The organism is Bacteroides sp. Marseille-P3684 (genome assembly GCF_900291465.1).
Taxonomy (GTDB): domain Bacteria; phylum Bacteroidota; class Bacteroidia; order Bacteroidales; family Bacteroidaceae; genus Phocaeicola_A.
Genome location: NZ_LT985808.1, coordinates 2944234 through 2966333, shown reverse-complemented (window position 1 = coordinate 2966333; position 22100 = coordinate 2944234). Strand labels below are relative to the sequence as shown.

The window sequence follows — 22100 nt, the reverse complement described above, 5'->3', positions numbered from 1 at the left end:
GCACAAAGACACCGGAGCACGGGACCTGTGAGTCCTGATGTTCCGGTGTCTTTGTGCCTCTCTTGTGTGTGGGGTATCTTCCCGAGGGGCTTATTCAGCCTTCAGCCTTACGACGCAGTCCTGCAAGAGGGGAGAGGTGAAGCGGACGACAATCTCTCCTTTCTCCCCCGTGGCCTGAAGGTAAGCCAACAGGTTGCCGTGGAAGACGCGGCGGTGACGGGCGGTGTAGTCGCTCATGTCGGTGTTGTTGCCGTTCTCCAGTCCCAGCAGGCGTGCCGGGCCCTCGAGGTGGCAGGAGATGTCGTTGTCGCTGAGCTTCACGACGGTCCCTTTCTCGTCCACCACTTCCACCTGGATGTGTGCCACGCCGCGGTCTGCCCGCAACACGTGTCGGTCTGCCGTCGCCCGCAAGGCATAGGGACGGCCCGAGGTGACAATCTCGTAGGCGGACAGCACCCTGCCGTCGGTATCGCACCCTTCCGCACGGAGCGTTCCTTCCCGGAAGGGGATGTCCCAGCTGATGATGCCGGTCTGGTCGTCGTTGGGTTTCAGGGCGCCCACTTCCTTGCCGTTGAGCAGCAGGCGGGCTTGCGGTGCATTGGTGTAGCACACGACGCGTACCGGTTCGTCCGGACGGTAGTTCCAGCTGTCCCAGGCATCGGGCGAGAGGCGGGGAGCGGCAGGATAGGTGCCGATGTAGGTCACCGGGTCTTCACGCCACAAGGCGGCACGGTGATGTCCGCGCGGCTTGGCGAAGCCGGCAAAGTCCAGCAGTCCCGTGCCCAGTCCGCGTGAAGGCCATCTGCCCGACTCGCCGAGGTAGTCCATGCCCGTCCAGATGAACTGTCCGAAGATGAAGTCGCGGTCTCTCACCGCCTGCCAGGCTTCGATGCCGGAGCCCGTCTCGCTGCCGTAGATGATGCGTTTCGGGTAGGCGGCATGGTCCTCGTCGTAGCGGTTCTCCGTGTAGTTGTAGCCCACCACATCCACCGCTTGCGGATAGGCGGTCTGGTTGGACATGACCACGCCTGCCAGCGCTCCGGTCACCGGACGGCTCGTGTCCACCTTGCGTACGCAGGCTGCCAGCCGTTTGGCTATCTCGCCGATGCGCAGGGCGTCGGGTGCGTCCGGGTTGTAGCCGCCGAACATGGGCTGGTTGATGGAGGTGCCGTCCAGCACCGGATGGGAGTACGGGTCGTTGGGGTAGTCCACCTCGTTGCCGATGCTCCAGAGGAAGACCGACGGATGGTTGCGGTCGCGGCGGACCATGTCCGTCACGTCACGGTCAATCCATTCCTCGAAGAAGTCGAAGGAGCCGTCGAACGACGGTTCGCCCACGTTCCACCCTTTGACCCACTTGCGCTTGGGGAACTCCCACTCGTCCGACGCTTCGTCCATGACGAGGAGGCCCAGGCTGTCGCAGAGGTCATACACGACCGGGGCTTGCGGATTATGGCTCAGACGGATGGCGTTCGCTCCGAGCACCTCCTTCACGTTCCGCAGCCTACGCTCCCACACTTCGGGAGGGACGACGGCGCCCAGCACCCCGGCATCGTGGTGCAGGCAGACACCCTTCACCTTCATCCAGCGTCCGTTGAGCGCAAAGCCTTTGTCGGCGTCGAAGGTCAGCGTTCGGAGTCCTACGCGGGTCGTGGCGGCATCGATGCGTTCCGCACCGCTCAGCAGTTCAGTCTTCAGGGTGTAGAGATACGGACGGTCGAGGTCCCAGGCGTGAGGATGGGAGATGCTCAGCCGCAGGCTTCGGCGGACCGTACCGGGGGCGAGCTCCCTCACCGTCTGTGTGGCGTGCGCCACTGCCTTCCCCTGCGCGTCGTAGAGGGTTGAGCGGACCCGCAGCGGCTGCGTGGCGGCGGTGTGTTTCTCGATTTGCACATCCACGTCGACCGTAGCCTTCCCGGCACTCATGCGCACCAGCTTCCAGCCGATGCCCCATTGGGCGAAATGGATTTCCGGGGCTGCCACCATCCACACATCGCGGTAGATGCCCGACCCCGTGTACCAGCGCGAGTCGGCGTAGCGGCTGTGGTCCACCCGTACGGCAAGCACATTGTTGCCTTCCTGCAGGTAGGGCGTCAGGTCGTAGAGGAACGAGATGTAGCCGTTCGGGCGTTTGCCCAGCAGGTGGCCGTTGAGGTACACCTCGCTGCGGTTGTAGACGCCTTCGAAGTAGATGTAGTGGCGGGCTGCCCGGTCTGTCACACGGAAGTGCTTCCGGTACCAGGCGATGCCGCCGGGCAGGTAGCCGGTGCAGCTTGCCAGGTCGGGGGAGAGGTGTCCCTCGACCGACCAGTCGTGTGGCAGGTCGAGCTTCCGCCAGTCCTTGTCATCGAAGGTGGGGAGCGACATCAGCGAGTCGTCGGCGAGCCGGAACAGCCAGCCGTCGTTGAAGCGTGTGGCGTCGCCGAACGACACCTGTGCCGGAAGGCGGAACGTGCAGCACACGCAGAGGAGTAAGAGGTAGATGTATCGTTTCATGGGTTTCAGTTGAGTTGGTAGACGACTGTGGTTACGCTCATCGGTTCGAGCACGACGGGGCCGTCGGGGCTGACGCTGCTCTCTGCCAGCTGCTTACGGGCTGTGGTCGTGTAGAATCTGACGGACGCCGCCTTGCCCTGCCATCCGGTGTGGGTCTCACTGAGCCGGATGCCTTTGTCGCTCGTCAGGTTGGTGTAGACGGCGACGACCTCCTTCTTGTCCGGTGACATCCATGCCGAGGCGAAGAAGTGGCGCGACTCGTTGTAGTCCATCCGGATGCGGACGTAGCCCGGACGGATGAAGCGGCTGTAGTTGCCCAGCACCCACAGGGTGGCAGTCGGACGGTAGCTCCCCTCCTGTGCGAGGTCGCCGTTCTCGCCTCCGGCAGGTGTCAGGGCGATGAGCAGGAAGCGGTTCTGGTGCCCCCAGCGCGGCACGTCCATCGACGTCCAGAAGCTCCATGAGCCGACGCCTGCCTGCGTGAGGTCGTTGTGGATGACCTTGGACATGTAGAGGGCGATGTCCATCTCCGTCGCCTTGTCATAGCCGACGAACTCCTCGCTGCTGTAGCCGTCGCCGAGCATGCTCCACTCGCTCTGCCACAGCTCGATGCCTTTGGCTTGGGCTGCCGCTGCCACCTGCTGACGCACCTTGCGCATGCCGTTCCAGGTGCCGTCGGTCCAGTAGCTGTGTCCGCAGAGGAGGTTGGCGGTATGCTTCAGGTTGCCGATGTAGTCCGCGGAAGAGGGGGTGAAGAAGTCGGCGATGACGTTGCTCCGTGTGGCATCCCCCTTGGTCTTGTAGAGGTATTCCCAGTCGCCCGCTTCGCCGGGGAGGATGGTCACGTCCGCCTGCTTGTCGGTCAGTGCGCGGTCCAGCTCCCGGATGAGGCGTGCCACCTCGCTGTTCTGCCAGCCGCTGCCTTCCTGTCCGCTGTCCCAGTTGTATTGCGGCTCGTTGACGGGAGACAGGTGGGTGACGGGATAGCCCGCGTGCAGGTAGTGCTGCGCCACGGTGGCGAGGTAGTCGGCGAAGTCGTCGTAGGCATCCTCCTTCAGGTTGGAACAGGCGCCGCTGGCAGAGAACCCTTTGCCGTTGCGCGTGAACTGCACCGGGGGCGTATTGCTGAAGAGGACGAACGAGGGACAGCCCATGTCCTTGGCACGCTGCATGAAGTATTGCTGTCCGCGGCAGTTGTTCCAGTCATACTGACCCGTGCCGGTGAGGAAGGAGGCGGCGCGGCGTGTCTTCTCGTCGATGCCGCTGGCGTCTCCCTGTGCGGCTGTGCCGCCACCGAGGTTGACCCTCCACTGGGAGAGGCCGATGCCTTTGGCTCTTCCGTCGGCGATGTCCGTGGAGAAGAGCAGTTCGCTGATGGCGTCACGCTGACGCGTCCAGTATTGCCCCACGTAGTCCGCCGTCCAGCAGTCGGAGGCTCCGAAGCCGCGCATCGTCTGGTAGGTGGTGCCGGCGTCGATGCTGACTGCCTTCTCCACGCTGACGAAGTCGGGTTGCTGCGGGGTGTCGGGGGTGAGGGGAGAGTCGCTGTCCGAGCAACCGGCGAGGAGGGCGGACGCGATGCTGAGTAATAGAAGGGATGGTTTCATGATGGGATGGGTTTGATGAGTTGAGTGTAACATGGATAAATGAACTGCCGCTTATAGAGAGTTTCGACCCTTATAAGCGGCAGCATGGATACAGTCGGGTGCTTCATTCGGTCATCCCCCGGGGTCAATCCCGCAGGCACGGGGGATGAATCGGATTAAACCAGGCTTTATAGGGACCTAAGTATAATACTTAGGGGGTCTAAGTATAATACTTAGGCTGGCTAAGTATAATACTTTGGTCCGTCTAAGGCAGGCTTCGTCCGTGTCTATCCCCGGGGATGATGACGGATAGGCCGGGCTCCTTCCCTTCTGACCGTGTGCCGGCAGGGGAGGAGCGGTCTGTCTCATCGCGTCTGTCAGTTCCAGCCGGGGTTCTGCTTGATGGAGCCGTTCGACTGGGTGATTTCATACAGGGGGATGGGGAAGACCATGTCGCGGTCGGGGTCGAAGGTGATGCCCTTGTCGCTGGATTCTCCCTGGTTCTCCCATTCGTAGCGGTCGCGCGTGGCTGGGTCGGTGTTGAACTTCACGAACGAGCCGTTCGGTCCCATGAGGTTGGCGATGACCGGCTTGCCATTGTCATCCTTCCAACGGCGGATGTCGTAGAGGCGGTTCTGCTCCCACGCCAGTTCGAGGCGGCGTTCGAGCCGGATCGCCTTGCGCAGGTTGTTGCCCGTTGCCGTCACGTCCGTCAGGTGTACGCGGTGGCGCACCCGGTTCAGGGCTTCCTGTGCCTCGGTGTCCTTGCCCAGCTCGTTGCTGGCCTCGGCAAACATCAGCAGCACGTCGGCGAAGCGCAGGATGCGGTGGTCGAGCGGGATGCGGTCGATGTTGTAGATTTCCGGACGTTTCTCCAGCGGCACGAAGTACTTGCGCACGATGCGGGCGGACTTGTGCTGTGCCGGGTCGATGATGTAGCAGTCCGGGTCCCAGCCGTACTCCTTCAGGTAGGCGTCATATTGCGCCATGTTCTTGCTGTTCTCCACGAACTTGTCGAACTGGTTCTCGCCGGCAATCTCCGTACAGCCGGTCTTGATGATGGTCCACTTCAGGCGGACGGTGTCTCCGGCATCGATGTATGCCTGCTCCAGGTTGGCAGTCGGCTGACCCCAGGACCAGCCGTCGCCGGGTCCCGAGCGTGCACCGGTGATGACGGTCAGGGCGCCGCCCAGCGAGTAGGTCTCGTCGTACATGTATTGCACCTCGAAGAGGCTTTCCTTGCTGTTGTTGTGGTCCACGCTCCACACGTCGCCGAAGTCCTCCATCAGGTCGTACTCCTTGGAGTCGATGACCTGCTTCAGCACTTCGTAGGCTTCGCTCCACTTCTCCTGGTAGAGGTAGACCTTGCCGAGCAGTCCGAGGGCGGCACCCCGGGTGGCACGTCCGATGTCGCTGGCTGCATACTCGCTGCGCTTGGGCAATACTTCGGCAGCCGCCTTCAGGTCCGCCTCGATGAACTTGTAGCAGTCCTCCACCGACGAACGGGTGATGCCGGCAATCTCCTCAGGCATCTTGAAGGCGTCCACCAGAGGTACTCCGCCGAAGTTGCGCACCAGCTCGAAGTAGAAGTATCCGCGGAGGAAACGCGCCTCGCCGATGAGGCGTTGCTTCAGCTGTTCGTCGGCGAGGTTGGACTTGCCGATGCGGTCGATGGCGATGTTGCAGCGCAGAATACCCTTGTAGCGGTATTGCCAGAAGTTGGAGATGGCGCCGTTGCTCTGTCCGGAGCCTTGGTAGTGTGCCAGTGAGATGTAGTCGCTCTGCGACTGGGTGGTGTTGCCCATCCAGCCGTCGTCGCTGCACATCTCCGACATCAGCCACACGGTGTTGATGTTCCACCAGCCGCCAAACGTGATGGCCTGGTAGCAGCCTGTCACGAACGACTGGGCGTCGTTGGCACTCTGGAAGTAAGTGTCAAGATTCTGTCTGCCCCGCACGTCTTCCGTCAGGAAGTCATCGCACGACGAGAAGCACAGGGAGGCGACAGCCAATATGGTAAGTACTTTGTGTCTCATAAGTTATAGCAGTTAAAATTTCAAGTCAAGTCCGAATAAGAATGTGCGCGGGTTCGGATAGCCGATGCCGTCGATACCGGTTTCAATCACGCTGCCGTCGAGTTGCGGACGCTCGGGGTCCATGCCCGAGTAGCCGGTGATGGTGAACGGGTTCTGTGCAGAGAACGACAGACGGAGCTGCGAGCCGCCCACCCATGCTTTTGGCAGGGTGTAACCAATCTGCAGTTGCTTGCAACGCAGGTAAGAGCCATCCTCGACGTAGAAGCTGGACACACGGTGGTAATTGAGTTCCAAAGCCGTATAGCTCATGCGCGGAATGTCGTAGCTTGTTCCTTCGCCGTGCCATGCTTTTTCAAGCGTGCCTTTGTAGACGTTCTGACCATTCTCGCCCGAGTAGTAGCCCTTGGTCTTGTTGTAGATGTCGTTGCCGAAGGTGCCGTAGAAGTTGGCGGAGAAGTCGATGTTCCTCCAGTTCAGTCCCAGGTTGAAGCCCAGCATCAGGTCGGGATAGGGGTTACCAATCCAGGTCTTGTCGTTGGCATCGAGCACGCCGTCGTGGTTCAGGTCCTTGAAGCGGATGTCGCCCGGTTTGGCGTTGGGCTGGATGGCCTTGCCGTGCTCGTTGGTGTGGGCGTTCACTTCGGTCTGGTTCTGGAAGAGTCCGTCGGCTACGTAGCCATAGAAGCGGGAGATGAGCCCTCCGTCTTCATTGCGGATAATCTGGTCGCTATGGAAGCCGCCGGTGGCTATCGGGCCGTCGCCGGAGAACTTGATGGCCTTGTTGCGGATGGAGGAGAGGTTCAGCCCGACGTTGTAGGCGAAGTCGCTGACCTTGTCCCGCCAGTTGAGGCTCATCTCCCAGCCGGTCGCCTGCATGCTGCCGATGTTCATCCACAGCGTGCTGTTCCAGTTGGGATAGCCGGCAACGAGGACGTTCTGTTTGGAGTAGAGCATGTCGTGGGACTTCTTCTGGAAGTATTCGAAGGTGAAGTCGAGGCGTGACTTGAGGACGGACATGTCGATGCCGACGTTCCAGTCCTCCACGGTCTCCCAACGCAGCTGGTTGTTGCCGACGGTGGAGACGCTCGTACCGGTCACACGTTGCGGGGTGGCGCCGAACACATAGTCGCTCTGTCCGAGCAGGGTGAGGGTGGCGTCGTTGCTGATGTTCTGGTTGCCCACCTTACCCCAGCCGGCGCGCAGCTTGAGGTTGTCGAACACCTCCTGGTCCTTCATGAACTCTTCGCCGATGATTCTCCACGACACGGATACCGAGGGGAAGTAGGCATACTTGCTGCCTTCGGGGAAGCGCGACGAACCGTCGGCACGGAGCGATGCGGTCACGTAGTAGCGGTTGTCGTAGTTGTACATGATACGTCCGAGGAAGGATGCCAGGGTGTTGTAGGACGTGTCGCCGTTGGCACGCTGGTTCTGGGTGCCGGCGCTGACCTCGCGCATGATTTCCAGGTCACTGGGCACGGCAGCACGGGCAGCATAGGTGTTGAACCACGCATAGCGTTCGGCGGTGAAGCCTGCCATGGCGGTGAAGTTGTGCTTCTCCCGGAACGTGTCCATGTAGGTGAGGGTGTTGGTCCAGTTCCAGTCCATCCACTCCTGGCTCTGGCGGGACACGTCGCTCAGGGTCGACTGCTCCAGGGCGTCGATGTAGAATTGCGGCGTGTAGCCGTCCGAACGGCGGAAGTTGGCGTTCGTGGCAAACTGGGTGCGGAAGTTCAGCTGCTTGAGCGGCGTAATCTGCAGCCAGGAGTTGAGCATCGCACCGAGGTCGCGCGAATGACCGTTCGAGCGTGCCAGTGAGGCGGCAGGGTTCCACTCCTGGTTGTTGTAGGAGCGTTGGTAGTTGTTGTAGACGTTGTCCACCCACTTGTCTTCCGGTTTGAAGACGGGGGTTGTCGGGTCCATCGCCATGGCGGCTCCAAAGAGGTTGGGCGTGTTGTCCCACGACTCCACACGCGGAGCGATGTCGACGCCGAGCTTCACATACTTGTTGAAGGTGTATTCGGTGTTCAGGCGTACGTTGACCTTGTCCCAGTAGCCCACGTCGTACTGTGAGTTGTTGCGGAAGTAGCCGACGCTGAAGTTGTAGAGCAGCTTGTCGCTGCCGCCGGAGATGTTGAGCGAGTAGTTCTGTATGAGGGCGGTCTTGTTGACCACTTCGTCCCACCAGTCCGTTCCGCCCGGGTTGGTCGTGGCGCCGGTATCGTTCCAGATGGAAGCCTTGCCGTCGTTTTCATAGCGTGCGTTGAACGTCGCCTTGTATTCTTCGGCGGACGCGATGCTCGGCTTCGAGAGGGTCTGGAAGCCGACGGAGGCGGCAAAGTTGATGGTCGTCTTGCCTGCCACGCCCTTCTTGGTTGTGATGAGGATGACGCCGTTGGAGGCACGCGTACCGTAGATGGCGGCAGCAGCTGCATCCTTCAGAATCTCCATCGAGGCAATGTCGTTGTTGTTGAGGAAGTTGATGTTGTCGCCGACCGGCATGCCGTCGACCACGTAGAGCGGTGAGCTTCCGTTGACGGTGGTCACACCACGGATGATGACCTTCGGTGTAGTGCCCGGTCCGCCACCGCTTGCCACCTGCAGACCGTTGACCTTGCCTTGCAGGGCATCCATGGCGTTGCCGGTCGTCTGTTTCACGATTTCATCGCCTTTGACCGTCGAGATGGAGCTGGTCAGGTCGCTCTTCTTCACTGCGCCATAGCCGATGACCACCACTTCGTCGAGCAGTTCGTTGGCTTCCTGCAGGGTGACGTTGAGTACGGTCTGTCCCTTCACGTTGATTTCTTGAGTGGTATAACCGACGGACGTGAACACCAGCGTGGCGTTCCGGTCCACCCCGGTAAGCCTGTAGTTACCGTCGATGTCGGTTGTCGTGCCTTTTGCGGTTCCCTTGATTTTGATGGTGACACCGATGACGGGTTGCTTGTCTGTCCCGGATATCACCTTTCCGCTCAGGTTGAGCTGCTGTGCCAGCAGACTGAGGCTTGTCAGCAGGAAGCAGCATAGGAATATCAGTTGTCTTTTCATTGTCGTTAAATCTGATTGGTTGGAGCTATTGTCTCTTTACTCATTTTGCCGGAACAATCTTTCCGCGTCCCAGGTGGGCGTCGAACACGAACCGGTAGTTGCCTCCCGTCTTCACGGTCGGTTTCGCCCAGTTGTCGCCGACAGCCGTGCCGTCTGCCCACTTGCGGTTGGTGCCTTCCCAGTCGGGGTTCACATCGTTCTTTTTGGAGAAATAGCCGAACTTCTCGATGTCTTCCGAGTTGTCCACACGCCATTCCACATGGTCCCACCAGCCGTCGGGGTGGTAGTTGGTGATGATGAAGTTCATCTTCTGTCCGGCTTCCAGTGTCCAGGTGTCGCCCGGTGCCGGGTAGTAGAACAGGTGAGGGTTCCTGGCGTCCTGCACGAACTTGTGGTTGCCTGCGTCTGACGGCGAACCGCCCCAGCCGAGGTAGAAGTCAATCATCTCGCTTCCGCTCTCCCAACGGTCAAAGTTGGCAGAACCTGCACCGTACTTCTTGTACTTGATGGGGTCGGTAGCTTCGGCGACGGAGTAGGTGCGTGTCTTGAAGGTGCCCTCCTTGACGTTGAGGTCGATTTCATAGTACACGCCCGCCTTGTCGAGGACGATGGGGAGAGCTGTTTCCGGGTCGTCGGTCAGCTTGCTCTTGTTGTCCGGGTCAAGACCGAAGCAGATGGGTGCGAAGTCGGTCTTTTGCGGCAGGAAGAAAATCTTGGTTCCGGCAGTCTCGTTGTAGTAGCGTGCACGGTACTGGTAGGCTCCCGTATGGCTGATGACCATCGGCACGCCGAACACGTCGCTGTTCAGCTCTTCCACCGTGGCGACGTCGGCAAGATACATCTTCGGGAAGTCTGGCATCTCCGAGACTTTGAGCACACTCGTGGCGACGGTCTCGTTGCCTTTCTTGTCGACTGCCTTCAGGGTGATGTTGTAGCTCTTGGCGATATTGGGCAGGGTAAACCGCTCGGTGTGGGTCAGGCTGGACTGTCCGCCGGCATCCACTTTCTTGTCGGCATATCCTTCCACGCCGGGGATGTTGATGAGGACATAGTCCAGCTGACGGTCGTCGGTCGCCGTGAAGCTGAGTTTGAAGGACGTCTGCTGCTTGATGAGCACCGTCACCTCTTTATCAGGCGATGCGGTGAAGGCAGGAGCCGAGAAGTCACCGTCCATGGTGACGAGCACATCTCTGGAGACACTTCGTCCGCCGACGTCCGTCACGGTCACCTTGACGACAAAGCGCTCGCCGATTTCATCCTTCTTCAGGTTGAACGAATAATTCAATTGATAGGTTGGTTTAGGTTCGCCATAGATATCAATGAGGTCGATGGTCTTGTCCAGATAGAGGTCCGGGCAGGAGAGATTGACTGAAGCAATGCCATCTTTGTCTTCCAGTTCTCCGGTGATGGTGAAGGCATGTCCTGCCCCCGACTCGATGTGTTCGCTCGTCAGTGTCAGGACCGGATTCTGTCCGTCCACATCGGGGAACCCCGAGTCATCACTACAGCCTGAAGTACTTAAAGCCAAAGAAAACAGAGCCCATAGGGAGGCTCGCATGAATAGCTTGTTCATACAGGTTTCATTTAAAGTTAAACATTCAGGTAGTTTGGTAATTAGTCTTTCATTTCACTGCTGAAATTCGTGCGTAAATGTAGAGGTTCTCCTGCCGTTCCGCCGGACATGAATCCTTCAGAGATGCGGTGTAAATCAGTTATTGAATGAAATGGGTAGTTGGTTTGACAGATTCATGGTGTATGGTGACCGCTGACACTCTGAAAGCATATCCCATCCTCTGCTTCCCTTATTTCCCAAATTGCTGTTTTCCGCTAACGCACACTTTTCAAATTCCGGTTAAAGTTGGCGATGAAGTGCAAAGAAACGTGAACGAAAACCTTCGAAAAGGTCTCCTGTTTTAGAAAACTATACATTCCATTTCCAGAAAACAGACAAAACGTGCCCGGAAGAATATTGTTTCGCGAGCCAAACAATATAGTTTGCCGCGTCAAACAATATAGTTTCCCCCTCCAAACACGATTGTTTCGTGCCCGGAAGTCAAATCTTTGGAGAATGAAACTGAAAAACTTCGAGTTTCACTCTCTGGAAGGAGTGCTGCGTCAAAAAATCAGAGGGTAATAAAATGGATGAGGATTCGGGCGCAAGATGTCCGTGAGAAAGGTTCCCAGTCCTTCCGATTCTCATACGTATGTCATCCGACGCGAACCGATGACAAAGTGTATTTTGCGAATCGTCTGAGAAGGGCCTCGGAATCCACCAACCTGCATTTCGGTGCGAGGAAAGGCACTGTGGCGCCCTTCGTTTGACATTTTGTCAAATGCCGATACACACGTTGTTTGGGGATATAGATGTCGGATGGGAATGGTTGGAACCGTTATGGAGAGGGGATAAAAAACAAAGAGAGGACATTTCCTGCGAAACATCCTCTCTTGCTATATGAAAAAGCCGCACTGGTGATGCGATGAAACTCCGAGTAATAAGATTTGAGAGCTCATCCCCTTTGTAATCCACCGGCTTAAAGCTACCCGAAGGCGTGGCCCGCCATTGGAGATTGAAGCGTATCTCGGTATTTCAGTGTAATTGATGAGTTTCCCAGTTCTACCAATGCGGCTCATCTTTTTCGTTGTACAAATGTAGAAATAATATTGTAATCGTACAAGGATTGGATAAAAAAATCTTTCTTTTCCCTCTGTCTATCTCTTCCGGTCGTCCATGAACCGCCAGCGTCCTGCCGGGTTTTGCGCCTCCACCTTACGCTCGACATCATCCGGTAAGGATGCAAAAAAGTCTATACCAGTACGACGTTCCACTTCGTCCACACTCATCATGAACTCACGCATCTTGGCTCCCTTCTTGTTCCGGTGAGGATAGATGAAGCCGATGGCTCTGGGTGTCTTGGCGTAGGGTGCAAGGATGACTTTGAAGAAGGCGCTGGGTACGACGACCTTGCCCTGTCCGATACGTTTCGGGCTTTTCCCGACTATCGGTCCGCACACAATCCAGATGGCACTGTCGCGCTGTGCCCATTCGCGACATTGACGTTCCAGCTGTCCCCAGTTGCCGGCATTGAAGGCGGACTGTTGCGGACACATGTTCGTCAGATAGAAACACTCTGCCATGGCTTGTTCGTCCCAACGCATGTCGGCTGCCGGCACCATGTGTCCGCGACTGTAACCGGAGCGGCGGTAATCGTCCAAAGTGGCTTGCGGACCTTTGAAGTCGGGGTCCTCGCAGAAGGAATCTTCCCGTTCCATCTTAGGTTGGGTCTCACTGGCTGTGAGTTCCCATGCCACCCAGTTCGGAATCTTCCATTCAGCGTTATAGGATACGACAAATCCCTTATGATGCAGGATGTGTTCGTCGCGGCTATCCAAAGGAGCAGGCAGAGCCATTCCCCTTTCTCCATCCGACGAACGGGAAGTCGTCGGTGAAGCAGCAGGTTGAGGGGCAGCCTGTTGCAGAACCGGTATCTCGGGAAGGGCAGCTTTCCCTCCTTGTTTATAGAAACCAAAGAGGTAGGATACGCCCAACGCCACAATCACAGCCAGCCATGTTTTCGTTGTTTTGGTTTTCTTTCGTTTCATTGCGAGTGAAGTTGCTTGTTTCAGGGCGCAAAGATAAGCTTCTTTCTAAAATGTGTCACCAAGAAACGCCTGATTCCGGGCAAAAAGGCTATATTTGCTTCACAAAAAAGAATTGAAAGTCTATGAATATGGAACAGTGGAGCAAGGAAGAGTCGCTATTGGTCCTGGACCTGTATCTGAGTAAACCCGTTGGGATGAAGTCTGTCACCGATGAAACGTTGGTTGACCGGGCGCAGTTGCTGGGGCGTACACCTGACGCCTTTTGCCGGAGGATGATGCAATTCCAGCAGTGGTATCCTGTGCTCCCCTTTGATGCCGGGGAGGATGTTTTCGGGGATGACAATCCGGCTGTCTGGAGCATCTATTTTGGTCAGCCCAAGTTGGCGCATCGGGAGGCTGCGGCATTGCTGAAGGATTTCTGCATCGGGACATTGGTCCTGAACCTTTATTTTCAGCTCATCATTTCAACCATGAACGAGAAGGTACCGGAAGTGATGGCATTGGCGCGGCAAGTGAAGCGTCCGGCAAAAGAAATCGTCGCTTTGCTCCATGTCTATGCTGCCCTCGACCCCTTTGTGAAGGACCATCCGGCTGATGACCTGGCCATTCCCTCTGTGTACCGGCAGTTGTGGAGTCGGTATGCCGACGACATGGACAAGCTTTCCCGAGTCGCGAAATACGTCGAGGGGCATTATCCACCAAAGCGCGTCCGTAAGAAAAATGAGGAGAGGAAGTAAAAAAATATCGACTTTTCTTTTCAGTTTATCAAAGAAGCATTATCTTTGCACCGCCTTTAAGGGAAAAGCCGAAATGGCTCAGTTGGTAGAGCAATTCATTCGTAATGAATAGGTCCCGGGTTCGAGTCCCGGTTTCGGCTCACAAGAGGATGCATCCACACCGGATGCATCCTTTTTTACTATTTATTCCATTCCTCTCTTCCGACGGTGAGCAGGATGCCTGCCCCGGTACAATCGGCTCCCATGGGAGGATTCTGTTTGAGCAGTTCAAGCTCAATCTGTTCGATGTTGGGGAAATCAGTAAACAGACGGTTGAGAATGCGTCCGCCTACATGTTCGAGGAGGAGGGAGGGGTGTGCCATCTCTTCCTTGACACGGTTGAACACTTCAGCATAGTTGAGTGTTCCTGCCAGTTCGTCGGTTTTCAGGGCTTGGGTAAAGTCCGTTTTGATTTTCAGGCTGACGGTAAAGACAGCACCTACGGCAGTTTCCTGCGGGTCTACACCGTGGCGGGCATAGAAACGGACGTCTTTGAGTAGGATGTACATGTTCATGGGATGTAAAAAGGGAAAAACAGATACGTCCGCGCTTTTTGCGGGGCGCGGACGTATGATGGGTTATGATTCTGTATTTTCTTTGTTGTCGGTTGGTGGGTTATCCACAGCGTGACGAACCACAGGTCTTGCAGATGAGGCATCCTTCCTGATAGACCAGAGTCTCTTGGCCGCAGTTCGGACATTTCATGCCTTTGGCTTCCGTGCCGTCAATGACGTACTTCTTCAAGGCACGTGCCACACCATTCTTCCACGTATTGATGTTCTCGCTGTCGAGTTGGAGCGATTCTACCAGCTTGATGACCTTTTCAATCGGCATCCGCCAGCGCAACACGCCGGAAATCAACTTGGCATAGTTCCAGTACTCCTTGTTGAAACGCTCAGACAGACCTTCCACGGTCATCTTGTAGCCACGGCGGTTCTCGAACTGGAAGTCGTAGCGTTTGTTGCCGTTTTCATCGATGTTCTTGATGATGCGTCCGTGAGTCACCGACTTCGGGAGTACGATACCTTCATCGTCATCCTGCAATCCGGTGAAGATTTCATACGGATGCCCGTCGAGCAGACCGACGAAAGCCACCCATTTGTCCTTGTTGTTTTGGAAACGCACCACGTCGCATTCCAATACTTTCGGACGCACCTCGACGATTTCAGGACGTTTGAAGGGTGCCGGTTCCTCTTTCTTCTTGTCGTTCTTGGCAGAGATAAGCACTCCTGAACGCGAACCGTCCCGATAGACCGTACAACCCTTGCAACCCGAACGCCAAGCCTCTACGTAGAGACGGTTGACGAGGTCTTCATCCACATTGTTGGGGAGGTTGATGGTCACACTGATGGAGTGGTCCACCCACTTCTGGATGCGTCCCTGCATCTTCACTTTCATCAGCCAGTCTACATCGTTTGAAGTCGCTTTGTAGTAGGGTGACTGGGCAACCAGTGCGTCAATCTCTTCCTGAGTATATTTCTTGTCCGTGTCGTAACCGTTCGCCTTCATCCAGGTGAGGAAGTGATGGTGGTAGACAATGTATTCTTCAAATGCATCACCCGTTTCGTCTACATAGTCGATGTGTACTTCGGGGTCGTTGGGATTTACCTTCCGACGACGTTTGTAGACCGGCATGAATACGGGTTCGATGCCTGAGGTAGTCTGTGTCATCAGACTGGTAGTTCCCGTGGGGGCAATGGTGAGGCAGGCGATGTTACGGCGTCCGTATTTTACCATGTCCTCATACAGTTCGGGGTCAGCATCCTTCAGGCGGTTGATGAACGGATTGTTCTTCTCACGCTCGCTGTCATAGATGGTGAAGGCACCACGTTCCTTTGCCATGTTGACTGATGAGCGGTATGCCATCAGGGCGATGGTCTTGTGTACCTTTTCAGAGAAAGCCGTAGCTTCTTCAGTGCCATATCGCAACCCCATGGCTGCAAGCATGTCACCTTCGGCGGTGATACCTACGCCGGTGCGTCGTCCCTGTCCGGTCTTCTTGTAGATTTTCTCCCACAGGTGCTCTTCCGAACCTTTTACCTCTTCACTTTCAGGGTCTGATTTGATCTTCTCCATGATGGCATCAATCTTCTCCAGTTCCAGGTCGATGATGTCGTCCATGATGCGTTGGGCATAGCCGACATGTTTTTCGAATGTCTCAAAGTCGAAATAGGCCTCCGGAGTAAACGGATTGATGACATAGGAATAAAGATTGATGGCAAGCAGACGGCAGGAGTCGTACGGGCACAATGGAATCTCACCGCAGGGATTGGTTGACACGGTGCGGTAGCCGAGGTCGGCATAGCAGTCGGGCACTGATTCGCGGATGATGGTGTCCCAGAAGAGTACACCGGGTTCTGCCGATTTCCAGGCATTGTGTACGATTTTTTTCCACAGCGCCGACGCATCGATTTCCTTTTTGACCTTCGGGTTCTTGGAATCTATGGGGAACTGCTGTACGTAGGGCGTACCGTCAATGGCTGCCTGCATGAATTCGTCGTCGAGCTTTACCGAGACGTTGGCGCCTGTCACCTTGCCTTCCGTCATTTTGGCATCGATGAAAGCTTCCGAGTCGGGGTGTTTGATGGAGACACTCAGCATGAGGGCACCGCGGCGTCCGTCCTGTGCGACCTCACGGGTTGAGTTGGAGTAGCGTTCCATGAACGGAACCAGACCCGTGGAGGTCAGTGCCGAGTTTTTCACGGGTGAACCTTTCGGACGGATGTGTGAGAGATCGTGTCCGACACCGCCACGACGTTTCATCAGCTGCACCTGTTCTTCATCGATGCGGATGATGGCGCCATACGAGTCGGCAGAACCATCCATGCCGATGACAAAGCAGTTGGACAGCGAGGCAATCTGGTAATCGTTGCCGATACCGGTCATGGGGCTTCCCTGAGGAACAATGTACTTGAAATGGTCCATCAGGTCGAAGAGCTCCTGTGCGCTCATCGGGTTCGGATACTTGGCTTCGATGCGTGCCACTTCGTTGGCGATACGCCAATGCATGTCGGCTGGTGACTTTTCGTAGATGTTACCAAACGAATCTTTCACTGCGTATTTGTTGACCCAAACGCGTGCAGCCAACTCGTCTCCCTTGAAATAATCCAGAGAGGCATTAAACGCTTCGTCGTACGTATAAGTTTGCTTTTCCACAATGGTAGGTATTATGTATTAGTCCTTGATTTCTGAATTTAGTGTCAGGTCTCGGTTGTAGAAGTTGAGACAGGGCTAACGAATGTGTCGGCAAAGCTATACATGTTTTCTCTATTGGCAAAATTTTCAATAAAGATTTTATGCCTATTTATGAAGTTTTCCAAAACTGAATAAATGACTGTTGATTATTAGTATGTTATGAATTTCGCTTCTATGAAAAGTTTGCCAAAAGGAAAAACTTTGATTGGAGATAGGTAATGAAGTTGTTGAAAAGTTATTGTCAGTTGTTGAAAAAAAGAAGTCCGCTTGACAGCTCTCTTTCATATTATTCCTTAAATTTGTTCCGTAAAAACAATATTACTTTATGGAACACGTAAAACAAAGACGGACTATTCGCAAATATGCCGATAAACCCATTGAACCGGCATTGCTCGATGAGTTGCTGGAGACAGCCGGACGAGCTTCGACCATGGGAAACTTGCAACTCTACAGTGTGGTCGTTACGCGCGACCGCGCCATGAAGGAGAAGCTGGCTCCTGCACATTTCAACCAGCCGATGGTGACTGATGCGCCCGTAGTGTTGACCTTTTGTGCCGATTTCCACCGTACAAGCGTGTGGTGTGAGAACCGGAAGGCGGTACCGGGTTATGATAATTTCCTGTCCTTTCTGAATGCTTCCATCGATACCTTGCTTTATGCACAGACGTTTTGTACGCTTGCCGAAGAGCAGGGCTTGGGCATCTGCTATCTGGGAACGACCATCTATCAGCCCGACGTGTTGATTGACACCTTGAAGCTTCCCAAGCTGGTGATGCCTGTCACGACCGTCACCGTAGGTTATCCTGCCGAACATCCCGAACAGCCCGACCGTCTGCCTGCCGGAGCTTTTGTGCATGAGGAGACCTATCATGACTATACATCCGCAGATATCGACCGTCTGTATGCCTATAAGGAGGCTTTGCCGGAGAACAGACATTTCGTTGAAATCAACCATACGGAAACCCTGGCTCAGATATTTACGGATATCCGTTACACGAAGAAGGACAACGAAGCCATGTCGGAAACCTACCTGGCAGCCATGAAGCGTCAGGGATTCCTGAAGTAAACGGTTCAGGAAGTTGTTTTCCTCAAGAGCCGGAAAAGCAAAGACACGAAGTCACAGAGGCAGAGCCTTGACAGGCAATCATTGGTTTCTCTCTGTGATTTCGTGTCTTTGTTGTATGTCGGATGGGTTGTATTTGTCTGCTGGCTGTTGTCTTCCGGATATCTGCCGTCTTCCTAGCAGCGGATCATGTTTTCGATTTCTTCCATTTCGCTCCGGAAGTTCTTATCGATTTCCAGTTGGTTCTGCACCATCTTGCAGGAATGGAGCACCGTCGAGTGGTTGCGCTTGGCAATGAGCTTTCCAATCCGTACACACGACGTGTCGGTGTATTTCTTGGCCAGATACATGGCTACCTGACGGGCTATCGCTACATTATGTTTGCGGGAACGGGAGTGGAGACTCTCTTTCTCGATGTCGTAGTGTTCGCACACTTTGGAGATGATGGTATCGATGGTAATTTCTTTCTTCTCGACTTTGGCAATCTTCTTCACCACGCTTTCGGCGAGATTGATATCGATGTCCTTGTTGTAGACTGCCGAATAGGCCATCAATGAATTGACCACTCCTTCCAGGTCGCGCACACTCTCATTGACATTCTCAGCGATGAAATTGATGACGGGTTCGGGGAATTCCAGTCCGTCGCGGTGAATCTTGTCCTTCAGGATATTCTTGCGCAATTCAGTGTTGGGTTTCTCCAGTTCGGCGAGTAGTCCCCATTTGAAGCGGGTGAGCAGGCGGTCTTCCATGCCTTGCAGTGCCACAGGCGGACGGTCGGACGTCAGAATCAACTGTTTGCCGTTCTGATGCAGGTGATTGAAGATGTGGAAGAAGGTGTTCTGGGTCTTCGTCATGGCGGCGAACTCCTGAATGTCATCGATGATGAGGACATCGATGGTCTGATAGAAATTGATGAAGTCCGTCACCTTGTTGCGCAACGTTGCGTCCACAAACTGCACTTGGAACAGGTTGGCGGATACATACAATACACGCTTTTGCGGATAGAGCTCCTTGATGCGCGCACCGATGGCATTCACCAAGTGAGTCTTTCCCACACCGGATGCACCATAAATGAACAAGGGGTTAAACGCCGTCTTGGCGGGGCGGAGAGCTACTTCTTCAGCTACCGTACGGGGCAACTTGTTGCTTTCCCCTTCGATAAAGTTGTCGAAGCGGTATTTGGGGTTCAGGCGCGGATCGAGTGCCGGAGCTGTCTGTTGGGGAGTAAACGGGGTACGATTGGCTCCCGTCACAGCCTGGGGTTGCGGGACAGTCGGCTGGTTGGTCGAAGGTATTTTGGTGGTGATGTGGTTGGTCTTGTCTGTCAAGACGCTGTACATCAACCGGGTGCCTTCTCCTATTTCCTTATAGAGAACAGAGCGCAGCAGTCCCAGGTACTTCTCTTCTATGAACTCATAGAAGAACTGGCTGGGGACTTCCACGGTCAGTGTCTTGTTCTCATACTTCAGAGGTATGATAGGTTTGAACCACGTGTTGAATGCAGGCTCAGGCACGTTGTCTCTAATCACTTGCAGACAGCGATTCCATAGCTCTACATGATTGTTTTCCATCATAGGGCTTAATCAAACATTTATTAACTTGTCAAAACTTCTACGCTGCAAAATAGGCAATATAAATCAGAAAAAACAAATCTCCTTTTTCTTGGAATTTAGAAAGTAATGGTAAGAATCTCATTATTAGGTTGTTCTTTTAGGGCTTTCGGAAGGGGATGAAGGCTTCAGACTTGCGTATTTGAAAGCCTCTGTATGTGAGAGTCTTTTAGTTTTTGTACTCCTCTTTAAAGTCCTTGAATAAGGAAGGCGAAGAGGATGTTTTCCTTTTGATATCGAAAGGATTATCTCACCCGCTTCGCCTTCCTTCTTTCTAAATAATAATTTAGACAGATTCTAGATAAAGGCTATTTGGCGTCTTATTTGTCCTTCCGTCCGAAGAGGGAGAAATGGACGTAACGTTTGGGGTGTGCCTTCAGGTCTTCCAGCAAATCGGCAGCATTACCGGTCGTCCGGGTCAGGTTGTTGTAGAGGGTGCTGTCGTTGAGCAGGAGACCCAGGTTGTTGTCCTTGTCATTGAGCTTGTCGGTCATCCGGGTGATGTCGGCAAGGGTGGCATCGATGCGTTGCAACATGGCATTGTAGTCCGTCTGTGCAAGGTTGTCGCTGATGCTAACGAAATTGTCGCTGATGTGGTTCAGCTTGCCTGTCAGCTGGGGAATATCGTTCTGCATGAGGTGATTGATCTGACGGGTAGTGGTGTTCAGGTTGGCTGTGATCTGCTCGGTGTTGTGCAGGGTTGCAGCCAAGGCGGGGTCAGCCAACAGTTTGTTGAGCGAAACCAGGATGGAGTCCATCTTGGGCAGCATCTGCTGGATGACCGGAATCATTTTCTGTGCTTCGCCCATGAGTCCGTTGTTTCCATGTCCGGGGATGGTGTCGCCCACTTCGACCCGTTCGCGCGGGTTGTTGGCAAGGAGCAGGTTCATTTTCACCGTACCGAGCATTTCAGTCACCAGTTCCGCCTGACTTCCCTTCGGGATGCGCAATCCTTCCTCCACGTCGATTTCGACCGTGACGTGTCCCGGGCGTTCATGGTCATAGTCGATGTTGCGGACGATACCTATATTATATCCGTCAGCATAGACCGGGCTTGACACTGTCAGACCGCCGATGTTGTCATAAGCCACATAGTAGTAGTTGGTGGCCTTGAACATGTTGATGCCTCTCAAGAATTTGATGCCGAAAAAGAGTACAGCCACGGCAGCGATGCCGGCACATGCGATTTTGACTTCCTTTGTTACATATTTCATAGTCGTTCTGTCTTACTTATGTTTGTTTTGTTTGAATTCCTTGATAGCTTGTTGTACGTTCATCTTTTCATTGCCCCGGAAGGCTATGATGAAGGCATCCTTGAATTTTGCCAGGATTTGTTTTCGCGTACGGTAGACCTCGTTGTAGTCGGTAGAGGCACCATAGGTGTATTTGTACAGTCCGCCTTCCACATAATATTCGACCGGAGCAAGTCCTTTCAGTCTGCGGTCATTCGTTTTCAGCCGGGTGGAGGAGGTGAGAATCTGAATCTTGAATACAGGTGCATCCGCGGTAGTCTGAGATTGAGACGGAACAGGAGCCGTCGGTTCCGGAGTCTTTTCTGGTTCTGCCCGGGATTCGGATTCTTCGCTGACATCCTCTGTCGGGAGGTTGTTGCTGTCCTCAGCCGGCAGGTCAGCCGGTTCACCGACGCCCGATGTGCCGGGTTGGCGACGTTTGTAGTCAAGGATGGCATTGTAGATGCTGCGGCTCAGGTCCGACACTCCCTGTGCGGAATTCAGGTAGCGTTCTTCGTCCGGTGTAGAAATGTATCCCAACTCGACCAGGACGCTGGGCATGGAGGTAGCATGCAGGACCAGAAATCCCGCCTGACGCACTCCCCGGTCGTTGCGTCGCGCCGTAGTGCGGAACTGACGTTGGATGGATTGTGCCAGCCGGACACTCTGCTTCATGTTCTTGTCCTGTATGAACTCAAACATGATGTAGCTCTCTGCGGAATTGGGGTTGAAGCCCGCATAGCGTTGTTTGTAATCGCTTTCAATGAGGATGACAGAGTTCTCTTTTTGGGCAACGGCAAGGTTTTCCTTTGTCCGGTGCAGTCCCAGGGTGTAGGTTTCCGTTCCCCGTGCGATTTTCCCTTTGGGCAATGAGTTGGTGTGGATGGAGACGAAGAGGTCTGCCTGGGCACGGTTGGCAATGTCGGCACGTCCGTGCAGCGGAATGAATTTATCGGTCTTGCGTGTGTAGACGACTTCTACGTCGCGACAGTTCTGTTCCAGCAGACGCCCCACGGCAAGTGCCACCTTCAGGTTGATGTTCTTTTCTTTGGAAATCCGCCCGACAGCTCCGGCATCATGTCCGCCGTGCCCTGCATCGAGCACTACCGTAAAGTCTTTGGCAGTCAGCGGAGAAGCCAGGAGAAGGCACAGCCCCGTCCAACAGCAGATTCGCTTCCATATGTTCCGTATCCGTTTATGCATAGTGTCCATACGTTGTGCAAATGTAGTGCTTTCGATTTGAAAAACCGATAAAAGGAGATAGTTTTCATTGATTTTAACCGAATGGGGATTTACCGTCAGGTACAGGAGTCGGGTATCGGTATTCAAAATGCAACCTGTTTCTCGTTTATGGTTGACAGAATCGGCTGAATTGCCTTTTCCTGCTAACTCGTATTTGATGAAATTCCGACAAACTAGCGCGTAACTGCAAAATAAAGTGAATGAGAAGGCAGTAAA

General features: G+C 54.7%; 13 protein-coding genes and 1 tRNA gene. 3 read left to right on the top strand and 11 right to left on the bottom strand.

The window, feature by feature from the left end:
- Positions 1–90: 90 nt before the first annotated feature.
- From C8275_RS11705 to C8275_RS11675, 6 genes are all read right to left on the bottom strand, one after another.
- A complete protein-coding gene (locus C8275_RS11705) occupies positions 91–2496 on the bottom strand; it encodes a sugar-binding domain-containing protein (RefSeq protein WP_106625319.1) in 2406 nt (801 codons plus the stop codon).
- A gap of 5 nt (positions 2497–2501) precedes the next feature.
- Entirely contained in the window at positions 2502–4103 is a 1602-nt protein-coding gene (locus C8275_RS11700; protein ID WP_106625318.1) for a glycoside hydrolase, read from the bottom strand.
- 356 nt (positions 4104–4459) lie between these two features.
- Positions 4460–6118, bottom strand: coding sequence for a RagB/SusD family nutrient uptake outer membrane protein (locus C8275_RS11695; protein WP_106625317.1), 1659 nt, complete (start codon positions 6116–6118; stop codon positions 4460–4462).
- Between the two features lie 12 nt (positions 6119–6130).
- The gene (locus C8275_RS11690; RefSeq protein WP_106625316.1) at positions 6131–9166 is read right to left on the bottom strand and encodes a TonB-dependent receptor; all 3036 of its coding nucleotides are present in this window, start codon (positions 9164–9166) and stop codon (positions 6131–6133) included.
- Positions 9167–9206: 40 nt separating this feature from the next.
- Positions 9207–10739: a hypothetical protein gene (locus tag C8275_RS11685; RefSeq protein WP_106485222.1), complete on the bottom strand. Its 1533-nt coding sequence runs from the start codon at positions 10737–10739 to the stop codon at positions 9207–9209.
- A 1136-nt stretch (positions 10740–11875) separates the two neighbouring features.
- Complete coding sequence (locus C8275_RS11675) at positions 11876–12766, bottom strand: DNA/RNA non-specific endonuclease (RefSeq protein WP_106485219.1); 891 nt, start codon at positions 12764–12766, stop codon at positions 11876–11878.
- Between the two features lie 122 nt (positions 12767–12888).
- Between C8275_RS11675 and C8275_RS11670 the strand changes: the two genes are divergently transcribed.
- Positions 12889–13503: a hypothetical protein gene (locus tag C8275_RS11670; protein ID WP_106485218.1), complete on the top strand. Its 615-nt coding sequence runs from the start codon at positions 12889–12891 to the stop codon at positions 13501–13503.
- A 67-nt stretch (positions 13504–13570) separates the two neighbouring features.
- Positions 13571–13643 (top strand) — tRNA-Thr (locus C8275_RS11665).
- Positions 13644–13682: 39 nt separating this feature from the next.
- Here the strand turns inward: C8275_RS11665 and folB are convergent.
- Entirely contained in the window at positions 13683–14051 is a 369-nt protein-coding gene (gene folB, locus C8275_RS11660; RefSeq protein WP_106625826.1) for a dihydroneopterin aldolase, read from the bottom strand.
- A gap of 106 nt (positions 14052–14157) precedes the next feature.
- Positions 14158–16698 (bottom strand): adenosylcobalamin-dependent ribonucleoside-diphosphate reductase, encoded by a 2541-nt coding sequence (locus C8275_RS11655; RefSeq protein WP_106485217.1) that lies wholly within the window; start codon positions 16696–16698, stop codon positions 14158–14160.
- 364 nt (positions 16699–17062) lie between these two features.
- Between C8275_RS11655 and C8275_RS11650 the strand changes: the two genes are divergently transcribed.
- Positions 17063–17803 (top strand): NADPH-dependent oxidoreductase, encoded by a 741-nt coding sequence (locus C8275_RS11650; RefSeq protein ID WP_022383950.1) that lies wholly within the window; start codon positions 17063–17065, stop codon positions 17801–17803.
- A gap of 173 nt (positions 17804–17976) precedes the next feature.
- Here C8275_RS11650 and dnaA read toward each other — a convergent pair whose 3' ends face one another.
- From dnaA to C8275_RS11635, 3 genes are all read right to left on the bottom strand, one after another.
- Entirely contained in the window at positions 17977–19374 is a 1398-nt protein-coding gene (gene dnaA / locus C8275_RS11645; protein ID WP_106485216.1) for a chromosomal replication initiator protein DnaA, read from the bottom strand.
- 356 nt (positions 19375–19730) lie between these two features.
- Complete coding sequence (locus C8275_RS11640) at positions 19731–20624, bottom strand: MlaD family protein (RefSeq protein ID WP_022383948.1); 894 nt, start codon at positions 20622–20624, stop codon at positions 19731–19733.
- Between the two features lie 12 nt (positions 20625–20636).
- On the bottom strand, positions 20637–21845 hold the full coding sequence (locus tag C8275_RS11635) for an N-acetylmuramoyl-L-alanine amidase (RefSeq protein ID WP_369861195.1): 1209 nt from the start codon (positions 21843–21845) through the stop codon (positions 20637–20639).
- Positions 21846–22100: the final 255 nt, after the last annotated feature.

Excerpts from the sequence above, each read along its gene's own strand:
- C8275_RS11675 (WP_106485219.1), bottom strand. The coding sequence starts at position 12,766 with ATGAAACGAAAGAAAACCAAAACAACGAAAACATGGCTGGCTGTGATT.
- C8275_RS11690 (WP_106625316.1), bottom strand. The coding sequence starts at position 9,166 with ATGAAAAGACAACTGATATTCCTATGCTGCTTCCTGCTGACAAGCCTC.
- C8275_RS11670 (WP_106485218.1), top strand. The coding sequence starts at position 12,889 with ATGAATATGGAACAGTGGAGCAAGGAAGAGTCGCTATTGGTCCTGGAC.
- C8275_RS11685 (WP_106485222.1), bottom strand. The coding sequence starts at position 10,739 with ATGAACAAGCTATTCATGCGAGCCTCCCTATGGGCTCTGTTTTCTTTG.
- C8275_RS11650 (WP_022383950.1), top strand. The coding sequence starts at position 17,063 with ATGGAACACGTAAAACAAAGACGGACTATTCGCAAATATGCCGATAAA.
- folB (WP_106625826.1), bottom strand. The coding sequence starts at position 14,051 with ATGTACATCCTACTCAAAGACGTCCGTTTCTATGCCCGCCACGGTGTA.
- C8275_RS11695 (WP_106625317.1), bottom strand. The coding sequence starts at position 6,118 with ATGAGACACAAAGTACTTACCATATTGGCTGTCGCCTCCCTGTGCTTC.
- C8275_RS11700 (WP_106625318.1), bottom strand. The coding sequence starts at position 4,103 with ATGAAACCATCCCTTCTATTACTCAGCATCGCGTCCGCCCTCCTCGCC.
- C8275_RS11635 (WP_369861195.1), bottom strand. The coding sequence starts at position 21,845 with ATGCATAAACGGATACGGAACATATGGAAGCGAATCTGCTGTTGGACG.
- dnaA (WP_106485216.1), bottom strand. The coding sequence starts at position 19,374 with ATGATGGAAAACAATCATGTAGAGCTATGGAATCGCTGTCTGCAAGTG.
- C8275_RS11640 (WP_022383948.1), bottom strand. The coding sequence starts at position 20,624 with ATGAAATATGTAACAAAGGAAGTCAAAATCGCATGTGCCGGCATCGCT.
- C8275_RS11705 (WP_106625319.1), bottom strand. The coding sequence starts at position 2,496 with ATGAAACGATACATCTACCTCTTACTCCTCTGCGTGTGCTGCACGTTC.